The sequence below is a fragment of the Mucilaginibacter sp. genome, from assembly GCF_036568825.1.
Classification (GTDB): domain Bacteria; phylum Bacteroidota; class Bacteroidia; order Sphingobacteriales; family Sphingobacteriaceae; genus Mucilaginibacter.
Map to the genome: position 1 here is coordinate 22,250 of NZ_DATCRU010000065.1, position 18,354 is coordinate 40,603.

Annotated in this window: 22 protein-coding genes and 1 tRNA gene; 9 read left to right on the plus strand and 14 right to left on the minus strand. The window is 41.0% G+C overall.

All coding sequences use genetic code 11. The annotated features are described in order from the left end of the window. Positions 1-62: 62 nt before the first annotated feature. Together VIM89_RS14170 and VIM89_RS14175 are read right to left on the minus strand one after the other, a co-directional pair. A complete protein-coding gene (locus tag VIM89_RS14170) occupies positions 63-1,472 on the minus strand; it encodes a lipopolysaccharide biosynthesis protein (RefSeq protein WP_488156823.1) in 1,410 nt (469 codons plus the stop codon). Positions 1,473-1,523: 51 nt separating this feature from the next. Further along, positions 1,524-2,324 carry a glycosyltransferase family 2 protein gene (locus VIM89_RS14175; RefSeq protein ID WP_488156824.1) on the minus strand — a complete coding sequence of 267 codons (801 nt, stop codon included), beginning with the start codon at positions 2,322-2,324 and terminating at the stop codon, positions 1,524-1,526. 245 nt (positions 2,325-2,569) lie between these two features. Between VIM89_RS14175 and VIM89_RS14180 the strand changes: the two genes are divergently transcribed. The 5 genes from VIM89_RS14180 to VIM89_RS14200 are packed head-to-tail and all read left to right on the plus strand — an operon-like array spanning position 2,570 to position 6,657. Beyond that, on the plus strand, positions 2,570-3,205 hold the full coding sequence (locus VIM89_RS14180) for an RNA polymerase sigma factor (protein ID WP_488156825.1): 636 nt from the start codon (positions 2,570-2,572) through the stop codon (positions 3,203-3,205). 5 nt (positions 3,206-3,210) lie between these two features. Further along, positions 3,211-4,686 (plus strand): porin family protein, encoded by a 1,476-nt coding sequence (locus VIM89_RS14185; RefSeq protein ID WP_488156826.1) that lies wholly within the window; start codon positions 3,211-3,213, stop codon positions 4,684-4,686. Between the two features lies 1 nt (position 4,687). Beyond that, positions 4,688-5,248, plus strand: a complete 561-nt coding sequence (locus VIM89_RS14190) for a YceI family protein (RefSeq protein WP_488156827.1) — start codon at positions 4,688-4,690, stop codon at positions 5,246-5,248. Between the two features lie 12 nt (positions 5,249-5,260). Beyond that, positions 5,261-6,205 carry a DUF5777 family beta-barrel protein gene (locus tag VIM89_RS14195; protein WP_488156828.1) on the plus strand — a complete coding sequence of 315 codons (945 nt, stop codon included), beginning with the start codon at positions 5,261-5,263 and terminating at the stop codon, positions 6,203-6,205. A gap of 2 nt (positions 6,206-6,207) precedes the next feature. Beyond that, on the plus strand, positions 6,208-6,657 hold the full coding sequence (locus tag VIM89_RS14200; protein ID WP_488156829.1) for a QcrA and Rieske domain-containing protein: 450 nt from the start codon (positions 6,208-6,210) through the stop codon (positions 6,655-6,657). Positions 6,658-6,752: 95 nt separating this feature from the next. Here VIM89_RS14200 and VIM89_RS14205 read toward each other — a convergent pair whose 3' ends face one another. Continuing rightward, the gene (locus tag VIM89_RS14205) at positions 6,753-7,847 is read right to left on the minus strand and encodes a LacI family DNA-binding transcriptional regulator (RefSeq protein WP_488156830.1); all 1,095 of its coding nucleotides are present in this window, start codon (positions 7,845-7,847) and stop codon (positions 6,753-6,755) included. Positions 7,848-7,958: 111 nt separating this feature from the next. Here VIM89_RS14205 and VIM89_RS14210 point away from each other — a divergent pair, with 111 nt between their 5' ends. Further along, a complete protein-coding gene (locus VIM89_RS14210; protein WP_488156831.1) occupies positions 7,959-8,360 on the plus strand; it encodes an iron chaperone in 402 nt (133 codons plus the stop codon). A gap of 45 nt (positions 8,361-8,405) precedes the next feature. Here the strand turns inward: VIM89_RS14210 and VIM89_RS14215 are convergent, their stop codons facing one another. Further along, a complete protein-coding gene (locus VIM89_RS14215) occupies positions 8,406-8,936 on the minus strand; it encodes an OmpA family protein (RefSeq protein WP_488156832.1) in 531 nt (176 codons plus the stop codon). 132 nt (positions 8,937-9,068) lie between these two features. Beyond that, complete coding sequence (locus VIM89_RS14220; protein ID WP_488156833.1) at positions 9,069-9,704, minus strand: hypothetical protein; 636 nt, start codon at positions 9,702-9,704, stop codon at positions 9,069-9,071. 371 nt (positions 9,705-10,075) lie between these two features. On the opposite strand from VIM89_RS14220, the gene VIM89_RS14225 reads away from it, so the two are divergent. Further along, positions 10,076-10,609, plus strand: a complete 534-nt coding sequence (locus VIM89_RS14225; RefSeq protein WP_488156834.1) for a hypothetical protein — start codon at positions 10,076-10,078, stop codon at positions 10,607-10,609. Between the two features lie 28 nt (positions 10,610-10,637). Here VIM89_RS14225 and VIM89_RS14230 read toward each other — a convergent pair whose 3' ends face one another. Both VIM89_RS14230 and VIM89_RS14235 read right to left on the minus strand, forming a co-directional pair. Continuing rightward, positions 10,638-11,333 (minus strand): FEKKY domain-containing protein, encoded by a 696-nt coding sequence (locus tag VIM89_RS14230; protein WP_488156835.1) that lies wholly within the window; start codon positions 11,331-11,333, stop codon positions 10,638-10,640. Between the two features lie 119 nt (positions 11,334-11,452). Further along, complete coding sequence (locus VIM89_RS14235; RefSeq protein ID WP_488156836.1) at positions 11,453-12,289, minus strand: hypothetical protein; 837 nt, start codon at positions 12,287-12,289, stop codon at positions 11,453-11,455. A 311-nt stretch (positions 12,290-12,600) separates the two neighbouring features. On the opposite strand from VIM89_RS14235, the gene VIM89_RS14240 reads away from it, so the two are divergent. Continuing rightward, a tRNA-Gln gene (locus VIM89_RS14240) sits at positions 12,601-12,672 on the plus strand. Positions 12,673-12,735: 63 nt separating this feature from the next. Here VIM89_RS14240 and VIM89_RS14245 read toward each other — a convergent pair. Together VIM89_RS14245 and VIM89_RS14250 are read right to left on the minus strand one after the other, a co-directional pair. Beyond that, complete coding sequence (locus VIM89_RS14245; RefSeq protein WP_488156837.1) at positions 12,736-13,977, minus strand: acyltransferase family protein; 1,242 nt, start codon at positions 13,975-13,977, stop codon at positions 12,736-12,738. Positions 13,978-14,320: 343 nt separating this feature from the next. Continuing rightward, entirely contained in the window at positions 14,321-14,920 is a 600-nt protein-coding gene (locus tag VIM89_RS14250) for a DUF4468 domain-containing protein (RefSeq protein ID WP_488156838.1), read from the minus strand. Between the two features lie 272 nt (positions 14,921-15,192). Here VIM89_RS14250 and VIM89_RS14255 point away from each other — a divergent pair, with 272 nt between their 5' ends. Then, positions 15,193-16,155 (plus strand): ADP-ribosylglycohydrolase family protein, encoded by a 963-nt coding sequence (locus tag VIM89_RS14255; RefSeq protein WP_488156839.1) that lies wholly within the window; start codon positions 15,193-15,195, stop codon positions 16,153-16,155. A 19-nt stretch (positions 16,156-16,174) separates the two neighbouring features. Here VIM89_RS14255 and VIM89_RS14260 read toward each other — a convergent pair whose 3' ends face one another. The 5 genes from VIM89_RS14260 to VIM89_RS14280 all read right to left on the minus strand — a co-directional run. Continuing rightward, positions 16,175-16,561: a helix-turn-helix domain-containing protein gene (locus VIM89_RS14260; RefSeq protein ID WP_488156840.1), complete on the minus strand. Its 387-nt coding sequence runs from the start codon at positions 16,559-16,561 to the stop codon at positions 16,175-16,177. 96 nt (positions 16,562-16,657) lie between these two features. Continuing rightward, a complete protein-coding gene (locus VIM89_RS14265; protein WP_488156841.1) occupies positions 16,658-16,843 on the minus strand; it encodes a type II toxin-antitoxin system HicA family toxin in 186 nt (61 codons plus the stop codon). A 218-nt stretch (positions 16,844-17,061) separates the two neighbouring features. After that, complete coding sequence (locus VIM89_RS14270; RefSeq protein WP_488156842.1) at positions 17,062-17,421, minus strand: SnoaL-like domain-containing protein; 360 nt, start codon at positions 17,419-17,421, stop codon at positions 17,062-17,064. A gap of 106 nt (positions 17,422-17,527) precedes the next feature. Beyond that, a complete protein-coding gene (locus tag VIM89_RS14275; RefSeq protein WP_488156843.1) occupies positions 17,528-17,977 on the minus strand; it encodes an SRPBCC domain-containing protein in 450 nt (149 codons plus the stop codon). A 28-nt stretch (positions 17,978-18,005) separates the two neighbouring features. Next, a partial coding sequence (locus VIM89_RS14280; protein WP_488156844.1) for an SRPBCC domain-containing protein occupies positions 18,006-18,354 on the minus strand: 349 nt, incomplete at its 5' end.

Genomic DNA, 18,354 nt, shown 5'->3' on the forward strand with positions numbered 1-18,354 from the left:
TATTTATTTTTAGCCTTAAACGACCGCTGTTCGAAGTCAGAGACTTCGAACAGCGGATACGTTTACGCAGGATTTAGTATTCTATTCCGATCTTCAAACTTTAGCTGCCTGGTCATCAGCAGCAGTACTATGTAAATCAAAACACTCCCGCCCAATGCTATCCAAACATTACTAAACAGAAACCTGGCTCCCCAGAAACTAACACATGCACACGCAGTACAAATGATACAAGGATAAAGTGCTTTATTTAACTCTTGCAAATCACTCTTATACATATAAAATGCCGTCTGCACAATATATCCCGCCAGATAAGCAATAGCAGCCCCCTCATTTTTGAAGATGGGAATGAGTATCAAATCCCCAATGACGTTAACGATTAACGTTATCACAAATGCATGAAAGATCATCCTTAACCGCCCTTTTGCAAAATTGACGGTCCATAAAAAATTGGTGAGGTATTGCAGCGGAATACAAAGTGTCAGTATAAATATGGTGTGTACATTCACCAGTCCGTATTTGCCGTCGGTAATGCGGTCTATCACCGGTGCCCAGCATACGTTGATCAAAACAATGGTGAATGCTGCGATCACCATTTCCATGCGTGCAAGAAATTTTAGCTGATCGATATCCGGTTGATTGCCATCTTTAAATAAACGCGTAAACCACGGAATCAGCAAAGGAGCTATTGCAAGCAAAGGCATGGTAGATAACTCGAATACTTTATAGGCAAAACTGTACTCAGCAAGTTTTACTGCGGATAATACCAGGCCGATAAATATCCAATCAAATCGCGCTAGTGCAGAACTAATAACGGTAACACCAAATTGTGGCAACGATTCTTTTATCAAAGCGACATATTGATTTTTATTCCATTTGATGCTGACCGGGGCAGGAGCTTTTAACGTAAAAAGACAAGTGCCGACTATCAATTCCAAAACATCACCGCCTACAAATACAATGATTACCTTAGTCAATGTAATTTGATGCAGAAGAGCCAATACAATTAAGGCAACTGCCCGCACGGAATTGGAAACGACCGACATACCTGCCAGCAACTTAAACCGTTCTAATCCAATTGCCGATTGCTTAAAGGGCGTTGAAAAATAGATCATCAGCTTGCCTGCGCCGATAAATAATATCACGTCATAAACATTCAGGGAAGCGAAAAGAAATTGACCCAAAAACAAAAGCAGGTAAAATACAATACCTGTAATCAATACGTGGCACAAATAAATGGGCAGAATATTTTGAGGATTATCACCGGAAGCCAGTTTTCGCACGGTGATCTGGTCAATGCCAAATGAAAGAATATTAAATGCGGCCAGCATTACTGCAAATGCCAGGCTGATCTCGCCGAAGCTGTCTTTGTCCAGTCCTTTAGAAATGATATAAAAAATAATCAACCCGGCTAACTGGTTGATGATAAGCTGAAAGGTGTTTGCCGAAAGGTTTTTTATAAGCTTGTTTCTCATCAACAATTTTAATTGACTTATAACCCACCACTCACCATTCACCACTCACTACTAATACTCCACCACCAACTCATCCTTCACCTTCACTGTTCCCTCATAAATATATCCCGGCTGATCTTTTAGCAATTGGTATTTACGCCGGGTATGTTTCGATATCATCCGCGCAATATCCCAACCGGCTTTGCCATCCAGCACGCCTAAAAATACAATATAGTTTTTAATGAAGTGGAATATCGGGGCTATGTGCAGCTTCATAAACGTCGGCTTCTTATTGTTCATCAGGTATTTGCCCGCACTTAATTTGGCATAATAGTCGGCTTTGCTCATAAACTCAGCGGCATCTTTTACCGAGTAGTGATGCAAATGCCCGTTCAGCTTTTTTATGGTGGCATTTTTAGGAAGCAATAATGTTTCATGCACCGGTGATGCCGACCATTTTACTTTAGTGCGATTGAACAAACGGATATGATGGTCGCGGCCCCAACTACCGAAGTGTATTAATTTTTTGCCGTAGTACGATTTGAATTTGATATCATAAACAGTGCGGGGATCATTTAATGGCAATTCAAGTATGGCTATTGCTAATGCGGTATCAGCAATCTCATCTGCATCAATACTCAATATCCAATTATACTTAGCGCGGGCAATGCCTTTATTTTTATTAACTCCGTATCCATCCCAGCGGTCGTGATAAACCCTGCAGCCATACTTCAAAGCTATGGCTGCCGTGTTATCTGTACTGCCATTATCGGCAATAATAATATCATCAGAAATTAATTGAGCGGCTATAATACAGGAGGCGATCGTCTCAGCCTCGTTTTTAGTGATAATAACAACAGAAACAGGAGCCATAGATTGATATGCTTGGTAACAATATCACGGTTCGATAGAATGAATGGTTGCCTGATTGCTTAAATTTATGCGGTTGTAAAGCAATCAATATTGCTTATTTAAAAGTAATATCTTGATATTTTAAATTAATTTATTGATTTTCAATTATTTATAATTTTAATAATAACCGCAGGCAACCTTTATTGACCAAACGTCGTGTTACAGTCAGATAAGGATAAAATTTTACAACGCTAAAAGGTAACCGGATGGGCGAAGAAGAGTTACATCAACTGATCGGGGGCTGTATTAGGAAGGATAGGGGGAGTCAGAAAATGCTTTATAAGGCATTCTATGGCTTTTCCATGGGCATATGTTTGCGCTATGCCAACAACCGCGAAGAAGCCGCCGAAGTAATGAACCAGGGATTCTTCAAGGTATTCACCCGCATTGATACGTATGACACCACGCGCCCGTTTAAGGCCTGGCTTGGTAAGATCATGACCAATGTGTCCATCGATTATTACCGGGCTAACCTGAAGATGGCCTATGCCGAGGATCTGGACAAAGCCGAAAACATGACAGATGGTGAACTGCCCGACCGTAAGCTGAATTACGAGGACCTTTTAGCAATGATACAAAAGTTACCGAACGCTTATCGCACCGTATTTAACCTCTATGCCATAGAAGGGTATACACACGAGGAAATTGGCGACATGCTGGATATATCGTCCGGTACATCTAAATCAAACCTGCATAAGGCCAGGCAGAAACTAAAACAAATGATATTGGAGGCTGATAGTGTTGCCAACAATAGCAATTATAATAAAGGAATGGATTATTCAACAAGCGTAGCTATCAATAAGGTAGATGTGCATAATCTGTTTATCAGGAAAAATATTTAAACGGGATGGACACCGAAAAAGACGAAAACTTAGATAAGTTATTCAAAAAGGGGCTGGAAGACCCGGTTAGCGAACCTGCATTCAGAGAAGCGGACTGGGACGCTATGGAGCAAATGCTGGACGAGGGTAAAAAACGCCGCTCTGGCATCATTTATCTGCTGCCAATTATCAGCGGCGTTGCAGCCATATTGCTGATATTTTTAGGATACTTCTTCTTCAAAACCGATCAAACAAAACCGGAAAAGAAGAACCAGGTTGCTGCTACCAACTCAACTAAAAGCGAAGCTATTGATAAGGCGAAAAATAATACCGGTACAAACGGCGAACCTGCCCGACAAGTAGCAGATAGCGGCAAACAGCAAACAAAATCTGCTCAATACGCTGCAACCGGGCCCGCTCTGAAGAGTCGCACGGAAAGTGGCAAAACGTTCTTTCCCTTATCTTCGGGAAAGGTGCGCCCTAGTACCGGTAACTTAAATCCTGGTGTGAATAACAAGCAGGATTTAGCTGATAACGCGGCGAAAAATAATGCTAACGGGAAAACATCTTTGGGTACAGCTGATAACAATGTCAACCAGAAGAATGATGTTTTGGCGAACAACAGTAAAACAGTTACCGGAGACAAAACTACACCGATCACCACTGATGGGAAAACTTCACTGGGAACAGCAGATGGCAAAGCAAACCAAAAAGGCGATGTTTTAGCTGGTAATACAACAAAACCAGGCGACAAGACAACGCCTGCAGATGGCAAAACACAACTGGGAACAGCCGATGCAAACGCCGGTCAAAAAACTATTGCCGTTAATCCGACCAAGCAAAGTACAAGACCTGCTATTAACCGGAACCCTGGCAGCAGGCCAATATTTGCTCTTGGTGTTATTGCCTCTTCTGATTTTAACGGGGTTAATTCAGCATTCCAACAAACCAAGATCGGAGGTAACTTCGGCGCCACGTTCTCTGTAACATTCGCAAAAAAATGGACCATCAGTACAGGTGCACAGTATGATATCAAACCGTATCTGACCAACTTTGATAATTATCATACAGCATATAAGTTCCCGACAAACCCTACCAGTGTTCAGGCTGATTGCCGCATGCTGGATATACCGCTAAATGTGAATTACCAGGTGTATCGTCAAAGGGCTAATTCCATTACAATTGGTACTGGACTTTCATCCTACTTTATGCTGCGCGAGGATTACCAGTTCAATTATGGTAACGGAGATAGTGGATATGGGGGCAGCACGCCAAATGGCCCGTCGCATTATACAGTAATCAACAGAAACCGTAACATCTTAAGTGTATTGAATATCGATGCCACTTATACCCACCAAATCAATTCAAAATTCGGTGTAACAGTACAACCGTATACCAAAGTACCATTGTCTGATGTAGGTGCCAGCCAGGTAAGGCTGCAATCTACCGGCGTTGCTTTCGGTATAAACTGGAACATCAACGCATCTTCAAAACCAAAATAAAATGAAACACATCTTATTGTTTTTACTCGCCTGGACCACAATACACCAGGCGGGGCAGGATACCTATGTCTGCAAAAATGTGAAAGTCAACATGTATTCAAGCGCTCCGATAGAAGACATCGAGGCCAATTCTACTACTGGGGTATCGGTCTATAATTCGGGTACGGGCGAGCTTGAATTTAGTATACCTGTTCGCAGTCTTCATTTCCCCAAATCTTTAATGGAAGAACACTTTAACGAGAACTACATAGAAAGCGATAAGTTCCCAAAAGCTACATTTAAAGGAAAGATACAGGAACATGTTGACCTCACAAAAGATGGGTCATACCCGGTAACGGTTACCGGCGATTTCCAGGTTCACGGCGTTACACAAACTCGCACCATAACAGGCAACCTTAAGATAAGCGGCGGCGTAGTTACTATGACATCAGAATTTATGGTTAAGTGTGCCGATCATCATATCGATATTCCGCAAATTGTGTTTCATCACATTGCAGAGAGCATACGTATCCGGGTGTCGGCAACCTATACAGCATTAAAAAACAATAATCCCTCAAAATAATCAACCACCGTCATGAAAAGAATCTTTATAGCATTCACACTCCTTGCTCTCGCTACCGGACTTAAAGCGCAGCAAACAGACACGTCGAAAAAAGCCGGCGGAAAAACCTCGTCGACCGACTCACTCCTAAACTCAATGAGCAGTGACGATAAACACCAGGACGTTATCGGTGCATTCAAAGCAACACGTCTCATTTTATCGCCTACAACTACTACGGTAAAAAAGAACAACCTGAACTTTCTGGTTATTCACCGCTTTGGCGACATAGGTACGCCTACCGGCGGCGCCAGAACATTGTTCGGGCTTGATGCGGTTAATGATGTTTATATCGGCTTTGAATATGGCTTGTCTGATAACCTCAATGTTGATTTTGGAAGAAATACCATAGGGCAATTGATAGAAGTAGGATTAAAATATGCGGTGCTGCACCAGAAAATGGATGACAGCTCCCCCATTGCTATTACCTTTTTAGGTGAATACGGTGTAAGACCTTATGGCAGCTTTTCAAGTTATTCCGCCCGTAATTCGTATTTAGGACAGGCTATTATTTCACGAAAGTTTACTTCTGCATTGTCATTGCAGGTATCACCGATATATGTATATGATAACACAGCAATACCGGACATAGCCGGAAACGACAAAGGTTTCTTTGCATTATCAGGCGCATTGCGCTATAAGGTAACCAAACATATGAGCCTGGTTGTTGATTACGAACACCCGTTCTCCAGTTTCAGGACCGGAGCTAACGGATTCTCGGATCCGCTGGGTTTTGGTATCGAAGTGGAAACCGGCGGGCACGTCTTTACTTTGAATATCAGCAATGCAAGGGCCATATCAGAGATCAACTCATTGAGCAATACACAGGCCGATTATGGCAGAGGACAATTCCGTATTGGTTTTACCATATCAAGAATGTTCGATTTTAATCACCACGAAAAATGGAAGGATAATAAATAATTATGGAGCGTCAGGAATTTTTATCAAAATTGGGAATAGGTTTAGCGGCAGTCTGCGCGGGATGTTCTTTGGTGTCTTGCGGAGGTAAATCCAGCGATCCCGGGCCCGTGGTAGGCGGTGCCACACCACCTCCGGGTAAAGGCAGCGGCAATTTATTTACCGCCGATTTAAACACACAACTTGCCAATATCGGCGATTCGGTAGTACAGGGAGGCGTGATATTGGTCAGGATAGCCGCAGGTAACACAGCTGATGCTTTTACTGCTGTGCAGGTAGCCTGTACCCATCAGGGTACGGCTATCGGGTACAATAACGGTCAGGGTATATTTATTTGTCCAGCCCATGGCAGTGAGTTTAGTAAGACAGGTGCAGTAGTACAAGGACCTGCTGCTTTGCCTTTACAAAAATATACGGTAACTATCGCTGGGAGTACATTAACCGTATCTGCATAATATTTTGTTTGAATTGATTTGTTTAATGGCCGATGCTGGTCTTTAGATATGAGATGTGAGATTTGAGATATTTGGTCTCACATCTCATATCTCTTTTATGCAATCTGTTTGTGATCGTCGTAAAGCAAATCGTCACAAGTATAGTAGGATGCGTTTTCCCTTGTCACCACGTCCAGCGGAAGGTATTTTAGTGCTGGCACTTCCTTCTTAAATACCAGGTGATTTACCAATTGATGGATGCCCCAATACCCCTGTCCTTTAGGGTTTTGATTGATCAGGAAGCTGATGGCACCGCTGTTTAAGTAATTAATATTTTTCGGGAGCAAGTCGTATCCAACCAGCTTAATATGATCGATATTGCGATGTGCAAGGCAGGCTGCTATTTCGTATGATTTGGAAGTCGTCACATAAATGCACTTCAGATCTGGTTCGCTGTCTATGATCTGATACAATTGCTCTTCAAAGCCCGGCTGATCGGGGTGGCTTAATTCGGCCGTTATTACCTTGTGAGTTTGCCCGGGATCATTCGATAAGTAATAGTCCCGCAAACCTTCTTCTTTTTTAGCAAGGTGTGCCGCATTTTTTATCTCCTCATCAATATGCAGTATCAGGATGGTACATGGCTGCGGCTGTCCATAGTGGATTAGTCTCCCTGCCAGTAAACCGCTTTGATACGAATCCTGCCCCACATAGCATAAAGCCCCAGATTCGGCAATATGTGTGTTGAACAATACAAACGGGATATTTTTGTCCCGCCAGTCTTTGAAGAATGAAAGTGTATCGTGATAAAAAATAGGGGAGAGAAATATACCGTCAGGATTCGATTCCGTTAATTTTTTAACCTGCTCAACGTATGAGGATACTTCATACGGATTAAAGATATATTGATGAACATGAACGCCGTATTGTTTTACTGCATTTTCAGCCTTCTCGACACCTAATTGAGGCTCGCGCCAGTAATTATCACAGGCTGGGTCGGGGATAAGCGCTGCAATGTGATGAACCTTTTTTGATCCCAGTGCCCGGGCAATGAGGTTAGGCTCGTAATTCATTTCAGCTAATATATCCAGTACCCGCTTTTCTACATCAGGCGCTACACGGCCGCGGTTATGCAATACACGGTCGACCGTACCTGTAGAGACGCCTGCCTTTTGAGCAATGTCTTTTATCCTTACACTGGCTTTTTTCATAGAATGCAGGTGCTAAAAATAACCCTTTATTGAGATAAACTGCGCAATCAGCTGTAAAATAGTACTTATTCGTCAGTAAATTCTGATTATCTTAGTTGAAATAGATATAATATGAGCAAGGTTGCAAAGACTTCAAAACCATACGAGTTCAATGATTATCTTTTAACACAACCAGCCGAATTCAGGCCATGCTTAACAGAGCTTCGCAACCTGATTAAGTCGATAACACCAAACGCTGAAGAAGTGTTTAGCTACCAGGTGCATTGTTTTAAACAGATTTACATGCTGGTAGGTATCGGAACAACTAAGGAGTATTGCAGCCTGTATACGATGAGCAGTAAACTGGTTAAGCAGATAAAAGACGAATTGAAAGGTTACAAAATATCAGGTATGACCTTACACTTTAAGCCGGATGAGCCCCTGCCGGTTGACCTCATTACCAGGATAGTTTTGCTACGCCTGAAGGAGAACGAAATGATTGCGATGGGGAAGAAGAAAAACAAAAATGGGTAAGACGATCAACTCATCTTACCCATAATAAACTATTAGACTGTTTATTTACTGCTTCTTAATCTCCACGCGACGGTTTTTTACCCTACCGTCTTCGGTGCTGTTATCTGCAATCGGGTTGGCCTCGCCATAACCTTTGGTGGATAGGTTAGCGCCATTTACCCCTGTATTTACCAGGTAAGTTTTTACCGAATTGGCTCGGTCTATTGATAACTGCATGTTATGCTCGTCGGTACCTTCTGCAGATGCATAACCTTTCAGGATAAAAGTAGCTGAAGGATCTTTTTTCATTTCAGCTGCAGCTTTATCCAATATCGGATACGATTCTGTTTTCAATATCCCTGAGTCAAACTCAAACTGGATATTTACAAAGTTATAATCTGGCGGAGCAGGTGCTGGTGGCGGAGGAGCCGGAGTTTGTTGCGGTGGTGCAGATTGCTGCACCGGAGCCGGGGCCTCAGTTGGCGGCGGATTCTCAGCCGGTGGCGCTATTACTTTCTTTTTTGCTTTGCAGGCCGACATGGAAATGGCGGCAATCATGATGAGGACCAGGTAGAAATTTGATTTTAAAAATTTCATGTTTGAAGATGTTGGTTAAAATTGATTAAACGGCTTATGTTAAAGGTTATTGCCGAAGTTAAGTATCACTAAACACATTTAAACAAATTACTCCAAATATAGTTTGCTCTTTTCTGCGTAAAATGCAGTAGTTCAATTTGTAACCGTTGCTTCTTGCAAATTGTCATCATAATCCCGGACGATTTTATTGATCCTTGGTTGAAGAATCCAAATACCAATAAAATGAAACCATACCAGGAAAAATTCACCAACAAAATCGCCAAATGTAACTTCACGTTGTAATTCGACTGTTTTGATCGTTTTAGCGACAAAATAAATACAGTAAAAAATGCAGAACATGGAGAAAAAATGAATTGGAAAAAAGATCGCGAACATGCCAAATATCCAAACCGGCGGCTCGCTTCCTCCTTGCAGAAAAGCCAGGTTAGAACCAAAAACTAATCCCATAAATGCAATGATGCAGGAGATATAAACCAGGGGTATAAAGAAAAATATTTTGAACCGGGTCACTTTCATGTTAATTGTTGGCGGTATCATTTTTTGAAGCCCGATAGCAACCGACCAGAACCAGCCAAATAATCCGCCCATAAACAGCAGCATTATAATGGGAAAGAATTTGAAGAAACCAAACATCACCGTCGGGTCAATATTCCGGCTATTCATCAAGCTTGAAAAAATGGTGATCATCAATATGGCCTCAAACAGTATCGGTAAGCCAATAGTTACAAGAAAGATATGCCAGTGTTTGGCGCGTAAAAAAATGTTCATTTCAAATGTGATTTTTGGTTAAAGGATTAATTAAGTTTATCACTAAGATAATCCTTTAACCAGCAACTGCAATAATAATCGGCCTACTTTTTCGCAGGCGGAGTAAACCTGCGCATCTTCTCATCATATTCCCGGATCTTTACCATTCCTTAATCAGCACATCATCTACATAGTAGATTGATCAATAGATTGACTAAAAATTAGGTTTAAATTGAAAAAGTATTTCGGATAGAAGGGTATCTAAACTGCCAATTAAAAGTATAAAAACCAGCCGTTTGCGATGAATTAATATCTAATTAATCTTTTGAATATCAAAATGTTATGGTAGATTTATTTAACCAAATCAATTCAAACTCATTAAACCAATTACAATGAAAAAAATCCTGTATTTATTTGCAGCGATCGCATTGTTTGCGTCCTGCAAAAACGAAACAAAAACTGCCGATGCTTCTACCAAAAAGGACGCGGCAGACCTACCCTACAAACCTACTTACTCCTCGGCCTTCGTATTATCTGACAGTACAAAATATGTTCAGGAGACACTTCAATCATACAAAGACTGGGAGGATAATAAACTGAACAACGCCCCGGCCTATTTTGGCGATACCGTATCGATGGATTTTTCTGACGGGTCCAGGTACAAACTACGCCGCGATAGCATCGTTAAAGTCTTTCAGAAATACCGCGACAGTCTAAGCAGCTCGAAAATTGAAATGGCCGGCTGGCTTAATCTGCATGCGAGTGATAAAAACCAGGATTGGGTTTGTGTATGGTATAAACAAACCGATACTTACAAAACCGGAAAAGTCGATTCGGCATTTTATCAGGACAATAACCTGATTGCCAACGGTAAAATTGTCTACGTTATGAGTCAGCGCAGAAGCCTCGCTCCTCCAAAAAAATAAACAGTAAAAATAAGATGCGGGGGTGATATTAGCGCTTTAACCCGATAACATCGGCTCTCGCATCTCTCCGCCACGATTTTCCAAACTTCTTATCTAAAAAAGCGATCACTACGTTATTATATGCCTCACTGCATTTAATACTCTGTGGTGCATCGCCAAAATCGTGATATCTTATAGAATATTTCCTTTCAAAATTGTCCTCTTTAGGTGAGGATACCGGCGCTATGCCACCCGAAAGCAGCAGCATTGGTTTACCTTCTTTAATGTCCTTTTGAGCCTTTGCCGAGCCAAAACTGCAAGCAGATACGTTGACGATAAACGTATTTTCCGATTGTTTAGGCACGCTGAAGGGGGCGTCGACACCGAGCGCGCTGTTTACCAGCTTATACTTGCCTTTAGCGAGCCCTGTGATCTTGAAAAGACCCATACTATCGGTCACCCATCGTGATACAACTTTGCCATGGACATCTACTACAGCGAGGTGTGTAAATTTCAATAATTTCCCATCGCTCATAGAGCCTCTTACCGTATAGGTGGCTGAAGGTGTAGCAGTGGTAGTTGTTGTGGTAGTAGTTGTTGCAGTTGATGGGGTTGGTGCTTTTGGTTTTGTAACTGTTTTGGGTGCTGGTTTTGTTTGCCCATTAATATTAATAAGGGCGAACGGACACATAAACAGGATCAATACCATCAATCCCGTTTTCAACGAATAAGAAGTGGCTATCATTTAAGTGAAAATTACTTGTTTAGGGTAACGCATTTGCTTTTCACTATTTGAAACGCCAGTTTATCTGTCATTGTTTGCAGATAAACCAAATTACTCCAAATAAGTAACGACAGGTTTGATTAAGACGGAAATATGAGCAACGGTACACGAATATTGCCTGGAATATTATAAGGCATATCGTGACCCACTAATTCGTTAAAGTGGAACTTGTTGTTCACCAATACCAGCAGGTCGTTATTCATGCCGTTTACCAGCACATCAATAGCACGCGGAATATCTCTTTCCCTGATGTTGCTGAAATAAACATGTTCCTGGTTTGATCGTGTCAGCAATGTTTCAGAGAAAACAGTGCGGGCATAATTATCTTCCATGTATGGTAACCCTTTTGCCGATATATTGGCTATTAATATACTGGCATTTAAAGGTTTGGCCAGCTGGCTCAGGAACGATACGATCTCGCGCCGGCAAAAGCGCAGGTCGGTTGCATATACTATTTTTTCAAATGCTTTGTAGGGAAATTTCTCTGGGATCAGCATCACAGGGCAGCCTGATTTGGTAGAGCAGCTTAACGCCTCCGCTTCAATATGCATCAGATCATCCTCATCTTCTGATATTCCCCTGATCAGCATGCCCACATCGTAACGGCTCACTATGGATAATACGTGGTTGGGGGCATAATTTACGCCATCAATAAACTTAACAACGGGCAGCAGACCTGTTTCCCAGTTAAGTTTTGATTCCAGCTTCATTATCCAGCTGGTATTGTCCGTGGTAATTTCCGTTTCTTCCTCGTTAGCATGGGCAACTGCGAGCTCTTTAGCTACAGGATGCTCACGCTTATCAAAAGTGTTCCAAACATACAGGTTAGTGTTGGTTTTTCCGGCCAGGAGTAAGGCGAGTTCTGCGGCGTGCTCAGCCTCCGGAGAAAAATCATTGAATATCAAAATGTTTTTCATAGTACTTTGATTACAAGGAATTACCGGGGAACGATTAATAGTACAAAGCTAATCAAAAGCCCATCGGATATGATCTATTTTTTAATTATTATTTTATTAACTTTTTATCAACAATTACCATCAACAACCACGCCCAATACCTTTTGTTTTGTAATTTCTTAGTGATTTTGTATCATTGCATTATCAATTCGATAATAATACGGAGGTTTTCAAAGTCGTCTCATGGCTTCAATAGAAAACAAAGTGTTGATAACTAATGGATTGGGCCCCTTTCAGAACACTAAGGGTTTTATTTATATAAGTTCTTATATTTTCCTGTGGTGTAACGGTTAGCACCTCTGACTCTGACTCAGAAGATCGTGGTTCGAATCCATGCGGGAAAACTTCAGTAATGAAAAAAATGGCGTCATTAATAAAATGACGCCATTTTTACTTTTGTACCGGTGTTAAATGGCCGGATTTTGAGCCGCTATCGTTTCTGTTTCTTTCATCCTTACTTTTTTGGCACTTACCAGGAATGGCTTTTCAAATACTAAGAAAAACAGGTACGAGATAAATACCACTAAGGGAGTACCTATAATTATCAGAAAACTAGTCTTCCCTAATATGGACAGGTGCATACCTGCCAACATGTACTGCGTCATGAGCTGAAGCAGGAAGGGGTGAATAAGATACAAGCTGTAGGAAAATGTACCTATCAAAACCAACGGCTCCCAATACAAAAAATTCAACATGGAATTTTTCCTAATAGTTAAAGTATCGCTGATTGCGCACAGTACTAAAAATGCTGCTGAGATGATCCCGAAAAGAACGTCCTTACTTTGAATTACAATTAAATTATAAGTATTGGTTGACGTACTCCCATAGTCTCTTTCTGCCGGGATCACTTTATAAATAATACCTGCGGCGATAAAGATCAGGACTATAGTTAGTGTATTCAATCTGCCAAAAACAGTCCTGAAACACACAGCCAGATTATTACCTGAAAATGCCAGGTCGGCAGCAAGCATACCCAAAGTAAACAGGATGATAAACGGACTTATGCCCGACCTGAAAAGGTTAATGTTTGGATAGTAGGTTTTGGATACAAGTAACAGGGTAGAGATGGTTACCGTTGTAATGCATGCAAATAACAACGCACTGAACGGGCCTCTTTTTCGCCACAGCAATACAATGAACGGGAAGATCAGGTATAATCTGAATTCAACAGCAATTGACCATAGTGAATAACTGATTTTAGGTGAGGTCGATATAAAAAAATCATGAAAAAATAGCAAATGAGTTAAAAAGCCCTCGAAGGTAGCATTGATGGACATATCCCAGCTGCTGGAAGTTTTAATACCAATCAGAGTTGAAGCAAGCAGCAGGGAAATAGCTATAGTGGCGTAATAAGCAGGAACTATCCTAATAATACGCCGTTTGATAAAGGTAGTAATCCCACCCTTCAATTTGTAATTGTTCCGTATAACAGCCAGCATCAGGCTAAAGCCCGACAGTACAATGAACATATCTACAGCCAGGTGCCCGTCCGAGAATACTTTAAAAACCACCTGTTCAGCAGTGGATAAATTGTGTGGTTTAATAAAATAATATTGCAGCATGGCGTGGTGCATTACAACATAAAGCGCCGCAATTGCCCTTATGCTGTCCAGGTAGAGGAAGCGTTTCTTAGAATTAATTAATGACATTTTTAGGTTAGATAGATTTTATAATTCTGTTTGGGAACGGCTAGGAAATATCTGCCTGCATAATGCAGGATAATGCTGAAGACATTCTGTATTTAGATTGCCAACACATAATTGAGATGGGTACATCAATTGATAATTGATTATACCTTGGCTTGCGACAATAAGAGGATGCATGTGATGATTCAGTCAAGTAAATGATATTGCACTATTTACGTGACCAGACGTGCACCTGGTTGCCTTGGATCGGAACAAAAAGTTTCAGAGTTAAAAAGCCCCGCCGGATGCCCGGCGGAGATTTCTTTTTTGATCTGTGTTTATAGTTTAAGTGTTATTAGGCGTCTTGTTAAAATACCGCGTAATCGGCTTTATTATTTTTATCCATGTATTCTTTCAGCGTACCCATTCTTTCTTTAAAGTTGGCCACCATTTTATTGAATACCTTTGGATATAATGTTTTATATGAGCCGTGTTGTTTATCCATGCGTGCGTACAGGTCGGCAATAGTGAAACTTACTGCTCTTGAGTTGTTCTCAGATACATGCGACTCTTTGGTAACTACGATATCGTAGATTCGCACACGGTATTTACCGTCTTTGCAAATGATCTCGGTATTGTAGTTAACGTCCCATTTTAAAACGGCTACGCTTGGGAAAATGCTTTTGTAATCGCTTACTGTTAATTGACCTTTACCAACTATCTTACCTTCCTGTATGTCATCGTATTGAAACGCATCTTTAGCACCGGTAAAAACGTCTACAAAATAAGTTTTTGCTTTTTTGTAAAGCTGGTCTTTGGTGATGTTATTGTCAACGTCAACAACTTCCTGGAATTGATACTTGCCATCCACAACAGGGATCGAATCGAGCTGGATGCCGCCCTTGTTTTGTGCTTTCACAGTAACCGAAGCTACTGCTATTAGGGCGATCAGGAATAATCTTTTCATTTTGAGCTAATTGGGTTGATTGACAAGATGCAAATACCAAACCAAATAATAACTCAGAATTAAAAATGCCTTAATCTGCGCGAAATAAGGCATTTGCTTACATGTGAGGCTTTTCTCACCAAAATAAGCCTTGCCACAATGTGGGGTAAATCATTCCCGAAATGCGAAATGTTAATTGGGAGGAAAATGGGTGAGAGGGTCGGATAGACCTTGAAGACTCTCAAGGATAAAAAAGTATTTGTAAATTAAACCCGTTAAAGAATCCCAAAAGTATGGATAACCTAAACCCAATTCCAATCACAGTCAATACATGCCTCGATATTTTGCTGGGAGTAAGCGTTGGTGATGCCGTTGGCGTGCCGGTTGAATTTAAAAGTCGTGATGTGATCGAAAAGAGACCGGTTACAGATATGATCGGTTATGGCACTTACAATTTGCCACCGGGAACATTTAGCGACGACAGCTCATTAACTTTTTGCCTGGCAGAAGCGCTCATTTCCGGGTTTGATTTAAATACCATTGCCGATAATTTTATCAAATGGCTTCGCAAAAAGTATTGGACTGCGACCAATGTGGTTTTTGATGTTGGTATAACGACGCGAAACGCTATTGAAAGACTGATCAAAGGATTTGACCCCACAGTATCTGGCGAATTTGACGAAGAAAGCAATGGTAATGGTTCATTAATGCGGATATTGCCTTTGTTGTTATATATACGAGACAGGCCTATTGCAGAACGATACCAGCTTACCCGGCAAGTCTCATCAATTACCCATGGTCATGTGCGTTCTTCCATCGCTTGTTTCTACTACCTGGAATTTGCGCGAGGGCTATTACAAGGGACTGATAAATTCAATATTTACGAACAATTACAAACTGCTATTCCTAATTTCCTCGATGGGAAGTCAATCAATCCCCGCGAGAAGGATGTATTTCAAAGACTATTGACAGATCGCATTGATCTTATACCAAGGGAGAAAATCAGCAGCAGCGGTTATGTTGTAAGCACACTGCAAGCAAGCATATGGTGCCTGTTGACGACAGAGAGCTATAAAGAGGCCGTATTGAAAGCGGTTAATCTCGGCTCAGATACCGATACTACTGCGGCAGTAACAGGGGGCTTGGCAGGTTTATTATATGGACATGAAACCATTCCTACAAACTGGCTTAAGCAATTGGCACGGAAAGATGATATCGCAGATTTGGCATCAAGATTATATAATGCGCTGTGCTGATTCTATTTTCTGTTCGACTTTATGCAATTTCAAGATGCGCCAATTCATTGCCCAAATTCCGGATGCCATCTAGTACCTTCTTGATCTGCTTTTCAGATGGAGTCCTTTTGCCATTGATGTATTCAGATAATAAGCTTTTATGCATCCCGATCCGTGCTCCTAAGGCTGAGACGTTAATTTCAGGGTAAAACTCAAAGAAAGACGCTAAATCAAATTGTAATTCGATATTTTCAGATGTTATGTCTTTCTTTTTAAATTCTTCTGCATATAAATTATATGCCTCTACTATATTATCTTTTAATTGATTAAGATTATTACCTGTTGTTCCAATCACACCGTTCTTTTCTTCGCGGTATGCACTATATCCGGTAGTGGTCTTCTCTACGATAAACTTTAGTGATCCCATTTTATTTTTGTTTTTTTAGAAGTTCACCTCCGGAATAACCGGAACGCTCTAAGCTTAAGACCTATTTATACTCGCTCAGACGAGTTGAAGTAGGGGTTATTTTATTCCAGCTTGCATTTTGATTTTTTCTGCTAACCCTTTTCCCATTTCTTTGCTTCCATGATTCGGAAATATGATCGCTTGAGATTTGTCGCGATGTTTTAAAATGATATGGCTACCTGACTGCCTGTCTTCGTACCATCCGGCATTTTTAATTAGTCGCAGCAACTCGGAACATTTCATTTTTCCTTCTTTTATCTACTTTACTTCAAATGTAAACATAAGTTTACTTTTATGCAATAAAAAAGTGAAAAATAGTTTACCTTTTTACGTCTTTAGGTAGTCCGGATTTACCCTTTGGACTAAAAAGCAAGCAGATTTGCAATCCGCGAATAGTTCAAAAAACAAAAAGAGGAAGAAAACCCTTTCTCCCTCTTTCATTAATCCATATTTACAAATCCTTAGTTCTTATAAAAAAACTGCTCTTTAACAATCTTGCCATCTTCAACTTCATAAAGTGCGATTTCGCTCATCTGGTTGCGTCCACTGTTCTTGTAAGTGATATTCATTTCCATGGCAACGGCTATCAGGTTTCCGGTTACCATCGGGTCCGAAACATGTGCGCTGTGTATCTCCTCAACCGACTGATACCAATGGTTGTTTTTATCTATCACTGCGTCTTTACCTTCAGCTAATTCATGCGGAATGCCCGGTTGTTCGCGGCTTACAATGTTGTCCGCATAAAGCTCATTAATGGCGTCGATGTTTTTGCCTTCTCTGCAATATTGCACGAGTTTTTCAGCTACTTCATGTGTTGTCATGGTTGTCTGTATTTAATTGGTTTTTACAAAACTATACGATTGGCGGCGAGCCCGTCTGTCATTAACTTTAAGTTTTTATTATCAAAATAGTTTGTAAAAATTGTATTTAATCTTCCCGCTCGTTGGGCTGTCCTTTGCCGGTCATGATTAGATCATACAAACTCTTCTGAATATAAAAACTCCATGCATCGTGGCAGATATTATAACACTCATGACCCGGTACCAGGCCTTCATGTGTAAAACGTATCTCGGTTTTATTATCCTTTTCAGAAATCTCGAAAGTAGGTTTTGTTCCGATCCATTCACTTTGGTCATGCGTAAAATTGAAATAGTTTTCAAGCACCAGCCAAACTACTTTTTTGTTGGGTACAACTTCAACTAGTCTCATTTTGCAGTTGTGCAGATCCAATCTGCGATAGGTAAACTCATCGTTAAGCTGTTCTGTGCTGCCATCAATTTGCTGCGACCACCATCCGCGAACATTGTTGATGGCATTAAATGCTTCTTTGGGTGTTTTATCCACCAAAATTGTAGAAGTGAAACTTTGGTTACTCATGGTTTATAATGGTTAAAGTGTGATATGTCTATTCTTTAGCGATCAGGTTATGCAGGCTATTGGTGATATAGCCCGTCCACGCGTTGGAGCAGGCATCGTAACATTCGTTTTTAGGAATCAGCCCGTGATGGGTAAAACGAACTTCGGTCTTACCATCTTTTTCGGAAATATCAAAACTGATGCTGGTGCCGTTCCATTCGGTTTTATCCTCTACAAAATTCAGGCTGCTGTCGGTGATCAGCCAAACTACTTTTTTGCCCGGTATCATTTCCACCAGTTTATGTTTGCTGTAATGATAGGGTGGGTAACTATAAGTAAACTCATCGCCGAGCTTGTCGGTGCTACCTTCAATCTCTCCTGTCCACCAGCCACGCACG